Here is a 17,347-nt window from a genome sequence, read left to right on the forward strand (position 1 = left end):
ATATGTTTGGGTGTCCGTGGCCGTGCCTTGGTTGCCGGCAGTATCGGTGGTCGTTACGCTGCCATCGACGGTCGTATCGCCATCGGCGGCCAGTTCGCTTCCAGGTACGGATATGCTGTAGGCGCCAAGTGCATCAACGGTGCCGGTATAATCGGTGCCGTTCACCGTCAGGGTCACGGTATCGCCCGCATTGAAGTCGCCGCTTACCGTTCCGGTAACGTCTACGTTCCCGCCCGCTTCCGTACCGTTCAATATATTGTCCGCAGTAATGTCGTCTATCTCTAAAATTGGAACGGGCAAAGTTGTTATATGCTGAATGCCCCTAGAAGCTTGAACGGCATCTGTTCCAAAAACATTTGCGACATCTGCAGTAATTGTTGCATTAGCAGGAAGTGCCTGTGCATCTGTAGCTGAAATATCCAAACTCCATGTATTCGAAGTAACCGTAGTGGTATACGTTTGGCCGTTTAAAACAACGGTGACTGTTTGTCCATCTTCCACATTGGTGGTTGTTCCACTAATGGTTACCGGACTATCATCTTCGGTAGCATTGATAATATCATCAATGGCCACTACATCAATGGCAATCGTTGGGGTAGCTACCACCGTAATAGTTGCTGTAGCGGTTGAAGTATCATTATTAGCATCGGTGATGGTATAATCGAACGTATCCGTTCCCACAAAATCCGTTGCAGGAGTATATACGATGGTGTCATCGGTAGGGTCCGCTGGCGTTCCGTTGTTATCCACAGCTATTACCCCTCCATTTACAGTAGTTGCGGATGGTAAGGTTAAAGAACCAGCGTTTGGCCCATCGGCACCAAAATCGTCTACACCGTTTCCATTATCCGCCAAAACATTTAGGTTATTATTGGAGCTATCTTCCGCTACAGTAAAAGAATCATCCTGTGCAGAAGGTAGGCTATTTGCTCCTACCGAGATGGTGGCAATACCCGTATCACAATTGGTGGGGTTCGCGGTTTCGCATATCTGATAGTTGATGGTATATACCCCGGAAGCCGTATTACTTGCGACATCAATGGAACCATTGGAATTTACCGTTAGTGGTCCATCGGTTACAGGTGTTAAGGTAACCTCTGCCGGGTTGACAAAGACGCCATTAATTTCATCGTTATCCAACACATTTGCCACATTAGTTACGCCCAAAAACCCTTCTACAGCGGATATATTGACATTGTCATTTACCGCATCAATATGGTTATTGACGGCCAAAACAGCCTGCGCCTCCATGAGGCATGGATTGTTTGTATGAACCACCAACACTTTATATATATTTCCATCCATGGATAGATCCACAGCCGTTAAATTTAAGGTGGAAGAATTCTCACCCACAATATTGGAAAAGCTAGTTCCCCCATCTGAACTTACCTGCCAATGATATGTAAGCCCACCATCAGCGTTGGTATCATAATTTGGAGTGCCTCCCGAATAGGAAGATGCAGCTAGTGCTGAAGCAACTACACTAAAAGTTGCGTCCGATCCATTACTCACCTCTTGATTTACCGGTGCCGTATCAATCGATTTTTGTACGGCATTGGTAACCGCTAATGTTGTACCCGTATAAGAAGTGGTAGCTCCTGTAACTTGACCATTGGCGTCATAACCGGTACCATCTACTTCCCCATCTGAATCCTCGTCTAAATGACCAGCTTCCACAGCATCAAAACAGCCATCGTTGTCACTATCAATATCCAAGTAATCTGGTGTACCGTCTAAATCAGTGTCAACTGCTACGCAATAACTAAATTCATAAAATTGCATAGTAACATTTCCTGCTCTTCCATCATTCTTACCTGTAACAATAATAATGGTGTCTACTGCGCCTTTAGAGGACACTGAGATTGAGTTGTTAGGGGCGTTTGCTCCGGCAGAAAGACTTACCACAGATTGATTTGAAATCGTAATATCAGCTGGGTTGACGTTAATATTAGAGATTTCTAGTGGTACATTGTTACCATTTAAAGATGCAGAAAAGTCAGCTCTATCTGCATTATCCAATCCGCCCCATTTAAACTCAGAAATTTGAATAGGCGTATCAAATGTGAAAGTATATACTGCGGCGTCAATATTATTTGCGTCCTTAGGATAAATATATTGAGGTAAAAAACTGGTGTTAGTAGGTTGTACATTTACGTAATTACCATCAATACCCGCCGTAGGGCCAGCGCTGTTAACTCCGTTGTTCCAAACAGCGTTATTAAGCAACTCATAAGAAAATGTACCGGTTACCCCGTTATAATTATAGGTGTTGACAACAGATCCATTTGTATTTGCATTATCTGAAAAAGTAGTTCCTAAATCTATATATCCAGCTGGGCAATCAAATTCGTTAATATCCAAAATACCATCGTTATCCCCATCCAAATCAACGGAATCCACAATCCCATCATCATCAGAATCCATTTGTGTTCCCCTAAGAGTAATAATCAAGTTGGCCGTATCGGAATTTGCTCCGTCCGTCAGCCTGTATTCAAAAGTTTCAGTCAATGTTTCGCCGACCAAAAGTCCGGAAACATCCGGATTCCCAGTATCCGGGGTATACGTATAACTTCCATCCGCATTTACTACAATGGTTCCGTAGGTACCGGTATACACGATACCCACGTTGGCCGCATTCGCATCAATCTCAGAAATAACAATATTTGGGTCAACACCTTGCCAATAAATATCGGATATTCCGGCAATTTGCCCACCTTGATCGGCATCCGTAGCGTTAGGTCCATAATTATAACTTAAAACCAATTGATCAATCGCCTCTTCAAAGAAGACATTGACATTGCCCGTAGCATCACTGGCAATGGCGTTACCAACACCGTAGTAAGTGCCATTTCCGGCATCAATAACCCCACCTGTGGTTGTTATGTTAAAGGCTGAGGAAACCCCACCTAGGGTTCCAGAAATAGTCATTTGATCTTGCCAAGAAGTGGACTGGGCAAAATCTATATCGGCTACCAAAAACCCTAGATTGTAAACCGGTTCATTAAAATCAATAATCAATTGGGTATCGCTAGATGGATTTGAAGCAGCATCAATTGCAAACAAAAGATAGCCTGTATGACCTCCATTGGTTCCCGTTTGAAATACCGTCTGGTTTTGATCCGGAATTCCAATATTTGATGGATCGGTCGAAGAAAAATTTAAATCAACTCCTGAAATGGTCCTAGTTTGTCCGTTTACCGGAGCCGAAAGCCCCCCATAAACGCCCCCTGGGGCACTAAATTCATTTTCCCATACTAAAGTAGAAAGGCCCCTATCTACAAAATCGGCGCCATCTACCCCAATATCCGTTATAATATTTCCTGAAACGGAGGATTCAGTTATAACGTAAATTTCATCGGTATTGTCCAAAGCTACGGGAGCTTCATCCACACCATTGATGGTAATACTAAGAATTCCATAATCAGTAATATCGTTGGCATCCTTTACCGTATAGGATATGATATCTTGTATACTCTCTCCATTCTTAAGTCCCGTTACAGCGGAATTCGATTCATCAACATCATAGCTATAGCTTCCATTTGAATTTATGGTAAACGTGCCATAAAGTGTTTTATAGGGAACCCCTACTTGAGGTGCGTAAACATCTATTTCAGAAACGGAAAGACCTGTTCCTGAATCCGGGGTACCATCCGTTAAAACATTACCAGTTACGGAACCTGTATTATTTGCGGCAATTGAATTGGTATCATCAACTGCTACCGGACCATTATTATAAACCCTAATGGTGGTTGTTGCAGAAGCTGTATCGGAATTCGTATCGGTCACCGATAAATTAGCAGTTCTGACACCATCCGTTGGCGTGTTCGTATTGTTTCTGTAGTATAAACTGTTTAAAAATTCAATGAATACATCGTTAGCAATTGGAGTTCCAGAGAGTTCCGTGAAGGTAAAAGTGCCAAAATTCTGCACCATTCTGATAATAGTGCCATTTACCGTAAAATCATAGGTGTTTGAGGCCGCCGTAAAAGCAAATTGAACGGGTCCGTTGGTAACATACAAATATTCGGTGGCATCCACATTTCCACCAAAAGTGAGTGTAGCACTGGTAATGGTATTATCAACCGAAGTTAAGGTAGGGGATACGGATATAGCAGCTATATTTCCTGTTGTTGGCCTAAACTGCTGATCATGATCAACACCTGCGGTTATCCCGTTTAAATCTATAACCGGTGAAGCTCCTCCCGAGGTAGTCCAAGGGGAAAAAGAGGTGACATTATTTACTATTAACGAGTTACTTGCTGCATCGTACAAGGTAGCCCCTTGGTATTGCCATCTATCGGAATTGGTATCGTACCTGTAGGCCGCTATATTATTTTCCCCATCAACGGGGGCTTCTGCATCGGCATAAGTAAAAGAAAGATTTGCCGATCCAGTTCCGGATTTATCAAGTTGCCAAAACCTGTTGACCGTACCAGTAGTTAAATCGTTTCCGTTGGTGTTTACCATACTCGTGGCCGTCTCCGGTACGGTTGGCAAAGGTAGCATATCTGCACCTACGGGATAGGTAGATACCGTAATGGTGCCCAAATCTCCTGATGATCTTTCTATACCCATAGGAATGACATCACCTGACACAGTACCAAAGGGGATGGTGTAAGCACCACCGTCAACAGAGGTTTCCCAAATAACCTTACTTTCGTTTAAAACGTCTTCACTTACGACAAAGCCTCCATTCTCTATCAAAGCACCTACAACCGAGTTCGTTATTTGTAGCGTATGGGAATTTAAGTTAAGCTGTGCATTGTCCAAATCCAAAACTCCTAGGTTGGCCCCAGAAATATGTCCACCTACAATGGTATTCACGTCCAAGGTGGCCTGATCTACCTGTAATACCAGATTGTAGAAAAGTGTAGATGTTGTACCACCAATGGTTACAGGAGCAGTTGAATTTAAAATTACGGTACCTTCAGAATCGGTAGTAAAGATTGGACCAGTGGTATTGTTATTGATCCAATCTCCCCCAACGCTTATTAGGGAAGAATTCTTTATTTGACCTTCATCGGAAACATTTAAATCTCCTCCTTTTACTCGAATGGATGCTCCATCTACAATTGACACGGAACTGCCAATCAAATTAAGTCCATCTTGAGCCGAAAGTATAAATAGGTTAAAAAATAGCAGGAAACCAAGGTAATACGCTGTTTTCATCATCTGGGGAGCTACATTATTAAAAAGGATAAAAGGGAGAAAAGGTTTTTTACCTTACCTCCACCTGAACAAGCCCAAGACCTACTTGGGTAACAATCCCTCCGCTGGCCTGACCAACCAATCGAAGCTGAACATCATTCTGGGCACCGGCATCTATATCTACCCAAGGAGTAGTTAACAAACCGTTTACGGTAATCGATAGCCCAGGTCCAAAAGTGGCCGAGTTTAATGGGAGCCAGGTAGACCCATCTGTGGAATATTGAAGGGACAAGGTAAGTCCGGAACCCAAGCCCAAAGTTAAACCGGACACATTGGCAACAACCCTGGCCTGTCTGGCATTGGTGAGGTCCATTCTAAAGCGATGAACGGATAATCCCAATATTTCCGTAGGATTCAAGAACCCAACATTTAACCAAATCGCGGGCTCCAATCCAGATAATACGGCCATGGTATTGGTTGCGGTACGGTTAAATAATTCATAAGCACTACCCTGCACGAACATCATGGTATTTTCTTCATCGGTGTTATAAACCAACAACCCGTCTGGAGGGCTACTTAAAGCATTCATTTGAGTAGTGGTCATTCTAGGAATGAGAAGACCACCCGTAGTGGACTCAATATCCAATGCGGCAGCTGCATTAGGTGTTAAGGTATTAATACCAACAGATTGCGCAGATGCAACTGTAAGTGCCAAGCTGGTCAACATTAGAAAAAGTATGATACCATAAATACGCTTGGGTTCTGTGGGGAGCACGAAATTGTTTTTCATCACTTTTGAATTATTTGTCTTATAATAACGATTAATGCTTTTGTAGGAATAAACAACATTTATATAAAGACAAATATATTTTCAGAATCAATCCATGAAAACTAAATGTTGTAATTACTTACATTTTGTAGATGAAACGAAGAAAACGTGTAGTTTATCTATTAAATACTATATTAATTGAACCTACACGACTATAAACTATAACGTTTTCGTTCATTTACGTAAGTATTTTCAAGAGTATTCAACGAAGAGGTGGTAATTACATAAGTGTAGGAAATAATACAGCCAGTCTAAAATAAAAACAACAGAATATTCTTACAAATTGTAAAAAAGAGACTAGGAAAGACCTCTGACAAGAATGTAAATTGTAGCATCTAACTAAATTGAAATTTTAACTCCCTTCTCTTTTTAGTTTTGGCCTTCCTAACTTTTGGCAGCATCTTTGATATTAATGGAGTAAATTGCAAAAGGTTTCTGTTCTATATGATAACATTTACCCTACCCAAGCGTTTATAAATAGTAGAATAAACAAGATTTTCACCGAATAAATTCAAGATAGGATATGCAGCGAAGGAAATTTATAAAAACAACGGCATTAGGTGGGTTGGCTTTGAGCCATTTACCACTTTTGTCCCACGGTAAAGAATTTGAATTTTCCATTCTGGAACTCATGGGCAAGACAGATATTAAACTGTACGGTAAGGACATTAACCTAAGGAAAGAAGCCCATGACGCCTTTGTTGAAATGAAAAAGGCAGCATATAGCGATGGAATCAATCTTAAAATAGTTTCTAGTTACCGAAGTTTTGAACGCCAAAGAGGTATTTGGGAGCGCAAATACCTTAAGTATACAGATGATAATCAAATGAAGCCCATCGAGGCCATTGACAAAATCATTGAGTATTCTACCATACCGGGCACCAGTAGACATCATTGGGGAACAGATATTGATATTATCGATGGATATCAAAAAGTAAATGGGGATGTTCTGGATCCCGATAAATTTAATGAAGGACAGCCATTTAACAATTTAAAAAAATGGATGGATGAAAATGCCAACAAATATCATTTTTATCTTGTATACACTGATACTCCCGGAAGAAGAGGTTTTAAATATGAGCCTTGGCATTTTAGCTATGCCCCTATTTCCAAACCTATGCTCAAAGAATTTAGGAGCAAGAATATAATGCAGTTGCTGTCCAAAGAAGATTTTTATGGTAGTGAACATTTTACTGAAGGCTTCCTTACCAATTACATAGAGGATAATATCTTGGATATCAACACAGAACTTTTATAAGTCTTTTGTACCTTGTCTTGCAATAGATCGTAACAACAATGAGAAGAGGTAGTTGGAAAATACGCATATTTATTGGGTTGGCCATTGTTGCCTTTGCTTTTATAAAGCGGTGCAACAGCAAGGAGGAAAATCCCTATACTGGTAGAATACAGACCATTAATATGTCTTCTGATCAAGAAATTGCCATTGGTCTCCAAAGTGCCCCTCAAATAGCCCAGCAATACGGCGGACTGTATCCAGATAAGCAAATGCAAGCGTATGTTGACAAAATAGGCAACCGACTTGTTAAAAATAGTATCGCCAGCGAAACGCCCTACCAGTATGACTTTCACCTTTTGGCAGATGACCAGACAATCAATGCTTTTGCCTTACCTGGTGGACCAATTTTTATTACCTACGCTCTTTATAAACAATTGAACGAAGCGCAGCTGGCAGGAGTTCTAGGTCATGAAATAGGGCACGTTATTGGACGGCATTCTGCAGAGCGAATTGCAGAAGGTGAATTTTGGCAAACCGTATCCACAGGAGCTTCCGTAGGTGGGGATTTAGGCGACTTGGTGGGAGGAATTGGCCAGAACACCCTTTTGAGTAACGGCAGGGATGATGAGTTGGAAAGTGATGATCTAGGGGTTCTCTTTATGATGCAATCTGGATATGAACCCGAAGAAATGATCACGGTCATGAAAATTTTAAAGGAGGCAGCGGGCCCCAATCGTGTTCCGGAATTTCAGAGCACTCATCCCGATCCCGAAAATAGAATTGAAAAAATAAGGGAATCCATTCAAAAGTATAGAAACCAATAAATTTCGCAATTGCACTTCGTATCTCATTTACATTGTAAAATTCTTCCTTCAAAGGCTGTATTCTAGTATAATTTTCCTTTGAAATACTGTTAATTTCGATGAACCGCTTCTTCACCCCCTACAGTGCCTTTTCTAATTACCTATCTTTACCATTCCCAAATTTGCTTAAATAAGCTACCTTTTATTTAACCCCTTATAGCTCTGATTTGCTAATTAACCGGCTTGAGAACCCGGAATGAAAATGAAACTATATGGGAACAATTACACATTTTAAAAATCTTTATGTTGAGGCATTTGATAATTGCAAACCGGAAATTTTAGTAGTGCTTTTAAAGGCCTATTCCGTTTTTAGTGCAATTATGATTTTAATGGCAGTATATGCCTTCATGGACCGAGCCATAAACGGATTTGAGTTTTAAGACAGTCTTACTGTCGCTCTTTTATGTAGACACACTATTTTTTGAAAATGAAAAAACCCGGACCATTTGGTCCGGGTTTTGTTTTTATTGGAGTTAACTATTAGCTACCCAAAGCTGTTTCAAGTACCTGTAAAGCTTCCGTAGCATTTGAAAGTTCTGCATACTTCATAACGGAATATCCCTTGTCACTCTTAATTTTTAAGTTGGCCCCGTTATCGATCAACAACTGTAAGATTTCGGCTTTGTTATACCTCGCGGCATAAATGGCCGGGGTCATTCCTAGGGATTTTTGGTTGATATCCTCACCCAAATCAATAAGCTTCTTCACGGTATCTATATCCCCCTGCATAATAGCTTTGCAGAAAGAGCTTACCTCTAAATTTTTAATATTTTCAATTACAACACCTTCATTTGCTTTGTCAATTGCGTTGGCCTCAAGACCTGTAGAAAATGCTAGACAAACTAGTGCGGCGGAAAGAATCGTTTTTTTCATGATGATTGATTTTTGATTGATGAATGAATATTTTGATTGTATTATTATAGACGACCCTTTTTGCATATTGTTTCAACTTTATCCAGAAAAATTTAATTTTTAACAAAACCTCACTTTTCATTAACTTCAATTTAAGAAACACCTTTTATAGAAAAGTATTATCCAAGGTTCAAGGTTGACTCATTTTAAGTGTACTTAAGAATAGGTAATTCCCCTTCAAAAAACAGCTAATATAATTGCCTAATGCCCCATTTCACAGTACATTTGAAACTCAGTAAAAGTCAATAAAGAATGAACAAAAAAGTAATTTTAATGATCCTTGACGGATGGGGCAAATCTCCAGACCCAAAAGTATCTGCCATAGCCAACGCTAACACCCCCTTTGTGGATTCCCTTTATGGAAAATACCCAAATGCTAATCTTTTGACCGATGGTATGAACGTAGGTCTTCCGGAAGGACAAATGGGAAATAGTGAAGTAGGTCATATGAATTTAGGTGCGGGTAGGATTGTTTACCAAGATTTAGCCAAAATTAATCTCGCCGTAGAAGAAAATACCTTAAAGGATGAAAAGGTGCTTCAAGAAGCGTTCAACTATGCAAAGAAAAACGATAAGGATGTTCATTTTTTAGGTCTTTTAAGTGATGGTGGCGTTCATAGCCATATTTCCCACCTAAAAGGACTTATAGACGCCGGTCACGGTTTTGGACTAAAAGACATGTACGTGCATGCTTTTACAGACGGTAGGGACGTGGATCCTAAAAGTGGAAAAGGCTTCTTAGAAGATTTGGTATCCTACACAAAAGACAAGAATGCCCAATTGGCTACGGTAATAGGCCGTTATTTTGCCATGGACCGTGATAAGCGCTGGGAAAGGGTAAAAAAAGCTTACGATGTAATGGTAAAAAATGTGGGTGAAAAATCCACTCAAATAGGCCCTACATTACAAAAAAGTTATGATGCCGGCACTACGGATGAGTTTATTGAACCTATAGTAATGACGGATGCTTCTGGTAGTCCTGTGGCTCAAATAAAGGAAGATGATGTGGTTATCTTTTTCAACTTTAGAACCGATAGAGGGCGGGAGCTGACACAAGTACTGAGCCAAGAGGATATGCCTGAATTTCAAATGAAGAAGTTGGGCCTTTATTATGTTACTTTGACCAATTACGACGATTCTTTCAAAGGGGTCAACGTTGTTTACGATAAAGAAAATATAAAAGATACTTTAGGAGAGGTGCTTGAAAGAGCTGGCAAGAAGCAAATACGAATTGCCGAAACGGAAAAGTATCCCCACGTTACCTTTTTCTTTAATGGAGGAAGGGAAACTCCCTTTGAAGGTGAGGAAAGATTACTTTGCCCTTCGCCCAAAGTAGCCACTTACGATCTTAAGCCGGAAATGAGTGCTTATGAAATCAAAGATTCCATTATCCCTGAACTACAAAAAGGAGAGGTGGATTTTGTATGCCTAAATTTTGCCAACCCAGACATGGTGGGACATACCGGAGATATGAACGCGGCAATTAAGGCATGTGAGGTAGTTGATGAATGTGCGAATGCAGTGGTAAGTAGCGGACTGGAAAACGGATATTCTACTATTGTAATTGCAGACCATGGGAACTGTGATACCATGATCAATCCTGATGGCAGCCCTAATACAGCCCATACCACCAATCCCGTTCCTCTTATATTGGTAGACAATGAAATTAAGGCCATTAAGGATGGTGTTTTAGGCGATATTGCACCCACTATTCTGAAAATGATGGGTGTTGCGCAACCTGAACTAATGACTAGGGAAGCTTTGGTATAAAATACTAGCAATTACGTACCTTTGCCGCTATGGTAAAATTAAAGACTCCAGAAGAAATAGAACTAATGCGCGAAAGCGCATTAGTTGTTTCCAAAACCTTGGGACTAATCGCCTCTGAATTAAAACCAGGCGTTGATGCACTCTATTTAGATAAGTTGGCCGAAGATTTTATTCGATCTCAAGGTGCAGAGCCCGGTTTCTTGGGAATGTACGGCTTTCCCAACACCCTAAACATGAGTCCTAACGCGCAAGTGGTCCATGGCATACCCACCAAGGAACCATTTAAGGATGGGGATATAATTTCTGTAGATTGCGGTGCCCTTAAAAATGGGTATTACGGTGATCACGCCTATACCTTTCAAGTTGGTGAGGTAGCTCCTGAGACGAAAAAGTTGTTACAGGTGACCAAAGAGTCTCTTTACATAGGTATTAGAGAGTTCAAAGTAGGTAATCGAGTAGGCGATGTGGCTTTTGCCATTCAAAATTACTGTGAAAACCATGGATATGGCGTAGTACGGGAACTCGTAGGTCATGGATTGGGAACAAAACTACATGAAGGACCTGAAATGCCCAACTACGGAAAACGTGGTAGGGGCAAAAAATTTGCCGAAGGAATGGTGGTTGCCATTGAACCCATGATAAATATGGGTACCCGTAGAATTAAGCAATTAAAAGATGGATGGACCATTCTCACCGCAGATGGTCAACCCAGCGCTCATTTTGAACATAATGTTGCAATAGTAAACGGTAAACCGGAACTACTTTCAACCTATCAATATATTTATGAAGCTTTGGGTATAAAAAGTGAGGAGGAAGATGAATTTCGTCAAAAGAAACTCGTTCTCTAACCCCGAAGCCCGTAGCTTTGGTACTAATTAATTGCCTTTGTGTCCAGAATTTTCAAGTTTTTCCTCAATCTCATCCCTAGGCCATGGCTCATTAGTTTAAGTTATTTGGTTAGGCCAATTTTTGCTTTGTGGATGAAGGGCTCCAAGTATACGGACCCCATAGACGGCAGGAGTTTTAGAAAATTTCTACCCTACGGCTATGAGGACCCAAGGGAAAATGTACTTTCCCCCTCCACCCTCTCCTTAGAAAGACACCGGTTATTATGGCTATATCTTAAAGGGGAGTCCAATTTTTTTAGCGCCCCTTTAAAAGTATTGCATTTTGCTCCAGAACAACCCTTTTATAAACGTTTTAGAAAGCTTAAAAACCTTCAATACATTACCACAGACCTTAATTCTCCCCTAGCCGATATAAAGGCAGATATCTGCCACCTCCCTTTTGACAATGACAGTTTTGATGTCATTCTTTGCAATCATGTCCTAGAGCATATACCTAATGATACAAAGGCCATGAAGGAGCTTTATAGAATACTAAAACCCGGAGGATGGGGTGTTTTTCAAATTCCTCAAGATTTGACCAGAGACAGGACATTTGAGGACAATTCCATAACGGATAAAAAAGAGCGTACTAAAATTTTTGGCCAATATGACCATGTTCGCGTTTACGGTTCGGACTATTTTAACAAACTAAGGTCTATAGGTTTTGATGTGGAGGAAGTAGATTACACCTCCATACTAAGCGAAGAAGAACTGGATAAATATAGATTAGCTCCCAATGAAATCATTCCAGTGGTGAGAAAACTAAATTACTAGTTCAATACCACCTCCTCAAAACCCGGACTCATGAACTCTTGGGTATTACCCTCCTCATCAACATAAATGATATAAGCCTCCAAATCCTTTTGAGATGTTAAAAGCTTAAGGGCATCATCTAAATCCATAGCCATAAAAGCAGTTGCATAGGCATCTGCTGTTGCGCAATTTTCCGCCAAAATGGTTACCGCTAGAGTATTGCCATTTTTCGTAAATCCAGAAGTAGGGTCGATTGTATGGACATATTTTTTGCCTGTCTCCGCGTCTATTCTAAAGTGCCTATAATTACCAGAAGATGCCAAAGCTCTATCTGTAAGTGTTATGGTTGCCTTTAGTTCCCTACCATCTATAACCTGGGGATCATCTATACCTACAACCCATTCTTTTTGCTTTTGAATATTTGTTCCTTTTGCGACCAATTCCCCACCAACTTCCAGTAAATAGTCTTGAATCCCTTTTTCATCCATCAAGGCCGCAAGACGGTCTACAGCATAACCTTTGGCAATAGCATTGAACTCCAAGTACATATTGGGAACCTGCTTTTCAATAACATTTTTCCCATTGAGTTTCACCTTATCAAATCCTACTCGTTTCATCAACGAATCTACAGAGGCGCTATCCATTTGTATTCCTTTTTCAGAACCAAACCCCCATGCATTTACCAAAAGGCCCACAGTGGGGTCAAAATAACCGTTGGTAGCTTCATGAATAGTTTTTGATAAATGAAAAACTTCTTGAAACATCATGTCAACTACCAATCCCTCTTCCCCATCATTAATCTTAGATATATCGGAATCCGGAATATAGGTCGATAGCGATTGATTCATGGCAGCAAAAGTAGAATCGATTTCCTTTTGTAAATCAATACGTTTTTGAACCGAAAAATAAATTAAATTGTACGTAGTGCCCAAGGCTGACCCGTGACTTTCATTCCTTATAATTTCGGGCTCGCTATTTCCACAAGCCAAAAAAAGCAACCCAAATAATACTGCTAAAATCCTTTTCATTTAAATTTCTATCAACCCTCTGTAATCAACTATATAATCCTCGTTCAAGTAAACTGGCAAATTTCTATCCTTAGCATTGGACAACCCAACACCGGCAAAGTAAGTTTTGGCCTCGTGTTTATCTGCATGCTCTTTCATTTTAGCCATTAAAGTCTTGTCATAGTCAGAAGGGTTATTTGGATATGCAATAGGCCTTACCACTATAAAATGAAGTATTTTATCCTTTAAACAAACGAATTGTGGATTTCTTTTAGGCTTACTGTTCACACCCATAAACTCAAAACCGTTCGCTTCTAATTCCCTGCCAACTATATTCATTGCCAGATTGTGCAATTCCTGTTCCGTTAGTTCCTTTCCCATAACCTATCTAGCCAAAAAAACCGATGCAAAGTACACCGGTTTTTAATATGTTCATTTGAATTAAACCTGAAGTACGATTATCCTCCAAAGTCATCAAAACGAATGTGTTCATCCGGAATTCCAAAATCCTCACCCATTTTCTGAACGGCTTTGTTCATTAGTGGGGGACCACAGAAGTAAAGCTCAATATCCTCGGGAGCTTCATGTTTGCTCAAATAGTTGTCGATTACACAATTGTGAATAAAACCAACAAAACCATCGCCTGGGGCATCAAGATCTTCCTTCACCTTCCAGTTGTCTTCTTCCAAAGGCTCGGAAAGTGCCAAATAAAATTTAAAGTTGGGGAAGTTTCTCTCCAACTCCCTAAAATGCTCTAAATAGAACAATTCCCTCTTAGAACGACCTCCATACCAATAAGTCACTTTTCTATTGGTCTGTAATGTCTTGAACAAGTGGTACAAATGCGAACGCATTGGCGCCATACCGGCCCCACCACCTACATACAACATCTCAGAATCTGACTCATTGATGAAAAATTCTCCGTAAGGTCCTGAAATAACCACATCATCTCCTTTCTTCAACGAGAAAATATAAGAAGAAGCTACACCAGGGTTAACATCCATCCAACCGTTCTTAGCACGGTCCCATGGTGGGGTAGCAATACGCACATTCAACATGATTTCCCTTCCCTCTGCAGGATAGGAAGCCATAGAATACGCTCTTTCTACCAACTCCGGATTCTTCATTACCAAAGGCCATAGGTTGAATTTATCCCACTCAGCCTGAAATTTATCAGGTGTTTCATGTTCCTCCGGGTGAGCCGTGATATCAATATCAGCATATTTAATTTCACATTTAGGAACCTCAATTTGAATATAACCTCCAGCTTTGTAGTTCATATCCTCAGGAATCTCAACTACAAATTCCTTAATGAAAGAAGCCACATTATAGTTACGAACTACTTTAGCGTTCCATTTTTTAATACCGAAAACCTCCTCGGGAATTTCGATTTCCATGTCTTGCTTCACCTTCACCTGACACGCCAACCGCGCACCTGCGTTCAACTCCTTTTTTGAGAAATGCGGCGTTTCTGTTGGTAATGCCTCACCACCGCCTGAAAGCACATGGCACTCACATTGAATACAGGTACCCCCTCCCCCACAAGCTGAAGGCAAGAAGACTTTCTGGTTACCTAATGTAGAAAGCAATGAACTTCCTGAGGCCACCTCAACCTTTTTCTCCCCATTGATAGTTATGGTCACGGGACCAGAAGGAGATAGTTTTTCTTTGGTAAACAACAGAAGTGCTACCAAAACCATTAATAAGATCAAAAATGCGACAACGGTAATTAATATTGTTCCGCCCGTACTTGCTGCTAATAGCATATCTATTCGTTTATTGCGTCGTTATATGAAATTTCCTTTTCGTCTATGTCTTCCTTATCAAGATTATCTTTCTTGATTTCCGAAACTTTGTCATAATCCATTCTTTGCTCATCCTCCACAGGAGCCGCATCATCACCGCCAGTCAACATTCCTCCAAAACTTTGGAAGCCAATTCCCATTAAACCGGTAATTATAAAGGTAATACCCAAACCACGTAAAGGTGCAGGCACATTGGAATACCTAATTTTTTCACGAATGGCGGCAATGGCCAAAATAGCCAAGAACCAACCAATACCAGAACTTACACCATAATTGAAGGCCAAGCCCAAACTTTGTATATCCCTAGATTGCATAAACAGGGAACCTCCAAGGATGGCACAGTTTACAGCAATCAAAGGAAGGAATATCCCCAAAGAGTTATATAAGGAGGGGGAAAATTTCTCTACTACGATCTCTACCAATTGCACCATGGTTGCAATGGTGGCGATAAAAAGGATAAAAGATAGGAAGCTCAGGTTATAATCCGCGTACTCAGGCCCCAACCAAACCAATGCCCCATCACGAAGCAAATACTGGTCCAACAACCAGTTTAAGGGTACGGTAACCGCCAATACGAATATAACGGCAGCCCCAAGACCTACAGCTGTAGACACCTTTTTAGAAACCGCAAGGTAAGAACACATTCCCAAGAACACGGCAAATACCATGTTGTCTATGAAAATGGATTTGAAAAATAATTCAATATGCTCTAACATAATTTTTCTTTTAAATCTTTATTAATGATCCTCAATCAGTGCTTTGTTTCTAGAACGTTGTACCCAGATGATAATACCCACAACTATCAGGGCAGCGGGAGGAATGATCATAAATCCATTGTTCTCGTATCCCGTAGCGTATAATCCTGTTTTGGCGATTGGGTCCCCCAAAACTTTGTACCCCAATAAGGTTCCAGAACCTAAAAGTTCCCTAAAGAAACCAACAATGATCAAAATAACACCGTAACCCAAGGCGTTACCGATACCATCCAAAAACGATCTCCACGGACCATTACCTAAAGCGAAGGCTTCAAAACGTCCCATAATAATACAGTTGGTTATAATAAGGCCAATGAATACCGATAAGGTTTTACTCAACTCATAGGCAAATGCCTTTAAAACCTGATCAACCACGATTACCAGGGTGGCTACTACTATCAACTGAACAATAATCCTAATTTTAGAAGGAATGATGTTCCTCATAAGAGAAATAACAACGTTACCTACACCTAAAACGAATATCACCGCAACGGACATTACAATAGATGCCTTTAACTCTGCAGTAATTGCCAATGCGGAACAGATCCCCAATACCTGTATAGTAATAGGGTTATTGTCCGCTAATGGGTCAGAAATAAGTTTCGCGTCCTTTTTTGTCAATAATGCCATTTTATTCTGCGCTAATAGTTTGTAAATAATCTTTGTACAGGTCTATACTCTCCTTGATCATGGCTGCAATTCCATTTCCGGTAATGGTAGCACCGGCAATGGCATCCACTTCATTATCATCCTTATCCTCGTTCAAGGGATCGTTGTTACCCTTGGCCACATTGATGCCTGCATATCTAGTACCGTCTAGAATAGATTCCCCTGAAAAGTCATCCATAAAATATCTTTGGTTGATATTGGCACCTAGACCAGGAGTTTCCCCTTTATGATCAAAAAATACCCCTTGAACAACCATTTTTTCATCTAAAGCAATATAGCCCCAAATAGCATCCCATAGACCTTTACCGTACATGGGGATGATGTAAGACTTCTTTCCGTCTTTTTCACCTATGAAAACAGGTAATTCTGGAGTTTCCCCCTTTTTATAATTGGCTAGTTGCTTTTTCATATCAATAAGATAAGCTTCCGGATTCTCGGTAACCTCACCTCCCTTAACAACTATTTGTTCCTTAATGTACTTTGAAAATTCCGCTTCTACCTTGTCCGTAGGAACAAAGGCAACACTACCTTCATCAGGGTTTTCATTAACCCCCATGGCATAAAGTATGTTCTGCTGCTTTTCAAAACGTTCGTTTTCTTGGATTCTACTCTTTAAACCTGAGGCCATAAAAGCCAAGAGTGAACCCACTACTATAACCATAACCGCGGCAAACACTACGGTGTATACGTTCTTATCTGTATTAATTGCCAT

14 protein-coding genes and 1 pseudogene are annotated in these 17,347 nt (G+C 40.5%); 6 read left to right on the plus strand and 9 right to left on the minus strand.

The genetic code is table 11. The features are described 5' to 3' along the window. Together BIZ36_RS15330 and BIZ36_RS15335 are read right to left on the minus strand one after the other, a co-directional pair. The coding region (locus BIZ36_RS15330) for a beta strand repeat-containing protein (protein WP_187458774.1) at positions 1-5,172 on the minus strand (5,172 nt) is incomplete at its 3' end. Between the two features lie 46 nt (positions 5,173-5,218). Beyond that, positions 5,219-5,938 carry a phage tail-like protein gene (locus BIZ36_RS15335; protein WP_187458775.1) on the minus strand — a complete coding sequence of 240 codons (720 nt, stop codon included), beginning with the start codon at positions 5,936-5,938 and terminating at the stop codon, positions 5,219-5,221. Between the two features lie 562 nt (positions 5,939-6,500). Between BIZ36_RS15335 and BIZ36_RS15340 the strand changes: the two genes are divergently transcribed. From BIZ36_RS15340 to BIZ36_RS15350, 3 genes are all read left to right on the plus strand, one after another. Next, positions 6,501-7,235: a M15 family metallopeptidase gene (locus tag BIZ36_RS15340; protein ID WP_187458776.1), complete on the plus strand. Its 735-nt coding sequence runs from the start codon at positions 6,501-6,503 to the stop codon at positions 7,233-7,235. A 38-nt stretch (positions 7,236-7,273) separates the two neighbouring features. Then, a complete protein-coding gene (locus tag BIZ36_RS15345; protein ID WP_187458777.1) occupies positions 7,274-8,038 on the plus strand; it encodes a M48 family metalloprotease in 765 nt (254 codons plus the stop codon). 251 nt (positions 8,039-8,289) lie between these two features. Beyond that, positions 8,290-8,457 carry a DUF6747 family protein gene (locus BIZ36_RS15350; RefSeq protein WP_187458778.1) on the plus strand — a complete coding sequence of 56 codons (168 nt, stop codon included), beginning with the start codon at positions 8,290-8,292 and terminating at the stop codon, positions 8,455-8,457. 100 nt (positions 8,458-8,557) lie between these two features. Here BIZ36_RS15350 and BIZ36_RS15355 read toward each other — a convergent pair whose 3' ends face one another. Next, a complete protein-coding gene (locus tag BIZ36_RS15355) occupies positions 8,558-8,950 on the minus strand; it encodes an ankyrin repeat domain-containing protein (protein ID WP_187458779.1) in 393 nt (130 codons plus the stop codon). A gap of 291 nt (positions 8,951-9,241) precedes the next feature. Here BIZ36_RS15355 and gpmI point away from each other — a divergent pair, with 291 nt between their 5' ends. From gpmI to BIZ36_RS15370, 3 genes are all read left to right on the plus strand, one after another. Beyond that, a complete protein-coding gene (gene gpmI / locus BIZ36_RS15360) occupies positions 9,242-10,759 on the plus strand; it encodes a 2,3-bisphosphoglycerate-independent phosphoglycerate mutase (protein WP_187458780.1) in 1,518 nt (505 codons plus the stop codon). Positions 10,760-10,788: 29 nt separating this feature from the next. After that, positions 10,789-11,607: a type I methionyl aminopeptidase gene (gene map, locus BIZ36_RS15365; protein ID WP_187458781.1), complete on the plus strand. Its 819-nt coding sequence runs from the start codon at positions 10,789-10,791 to the stop codon at positions 11,605-11,607. A 132-nt stretch (positions 11,608-11,739) separates the two neighbouring features. Next, positions 11,740-12,420, plus strand: coding sequence for a class I SAM-dependent methyltransferase (locus BIZ36_RS15370; RefSeq protein ID WP_222937420.1), 681 nt, complete (start codon positions 11,740-11,742; stop codon positions 12,418-12,420). Here the strand turns inward: BIZ36_RS15370 and BIZ36_RS15375 are convergent. From BIZ36_RS15375 to BIZ36_RS15400, 6 genes and pseudogenes are all read right to left on the minus strand, one after another. Then, on the minus strand, positions 12,417-13,427 hold the full coding sequence (locus BIZ36_RS15375; RefSeq protein ID WP_187458783.1) for an FAD:protein FMN transferase: 1,011 nt from the start codon (positions 13,425-13,427) through the stop codon (positions 12,417-12,419). The genes BIZ36_RS15370 and BIZ36_RS15375 overlap by 4 nt on opposite strands. After that, on the minus strand, positions 13,428-13,787 hold the full coding sequence (locus BIZ36_RS15380; protein WP_187458784.1) for a DUF8840 domain-containing protein: 360 nt from the start codon (positions 13,785-13,787) through the stop codon (positions 13,428-13,430). A gap of 77 nt (positions 13,788-13,864) precedes the next feature. Then, a complete protein-coding gene (nqrF, locus tag BIZ36_RS15385; RefSeq protein ID WP_187458785.1) occupies positions 13,865-15,172 on the minus strand; it encodes an NADH:ubiquinone reductase (Na(+)-transporting) subunit F in 1,308 nt (435 codons plus the stop codon). Positions 15,173-15,318: 146 nt separating this feature from the next. Continuing rightward, positions 15,319-15,927 (minus strand): annotated as a pseudogene (gene nqrE / locus BIZ36_RS15390) (NADH:ubiquinone reductase (Na(+)-transporting) subunit E); the annotation flags it as partial. Between the two features lie 21 nt (positions 15,928-15,948). Continuing rightward, positions 15,949-16,596: an NADH:ubiquinone reductase (Na(+)-transporting) subunit D gene (locus BIZ36_RS15395; protein ID WP_187458787.1), complete on the minus strand. Its 648-nt coding sequence runs from the start codon at positions 16,594-16,596 to the stop codon at positions 15,949-15,951. 1 nt (position 16,597) lies between these two features. Further along, positions 16,598-17,347, minus strand: coding sequence for a Na(+)-translocating NADH-quinone reductase subunit C (locus BIZ36_RS15400; protein ID WP_187458788.1), 750 nt, complete (start codon positions 17,345-17,347; stop codon positions 16,598-16,600).

The sequence above is a fragment of the Cytophaga sp. FL35 genome (assembly GCF_014349235.1).
Classification (GTDB): Bacteria; Bacteroidota; Bacteroidia; order Flavobacteriales; family Flavobacteriaceae; genus Euzebyella.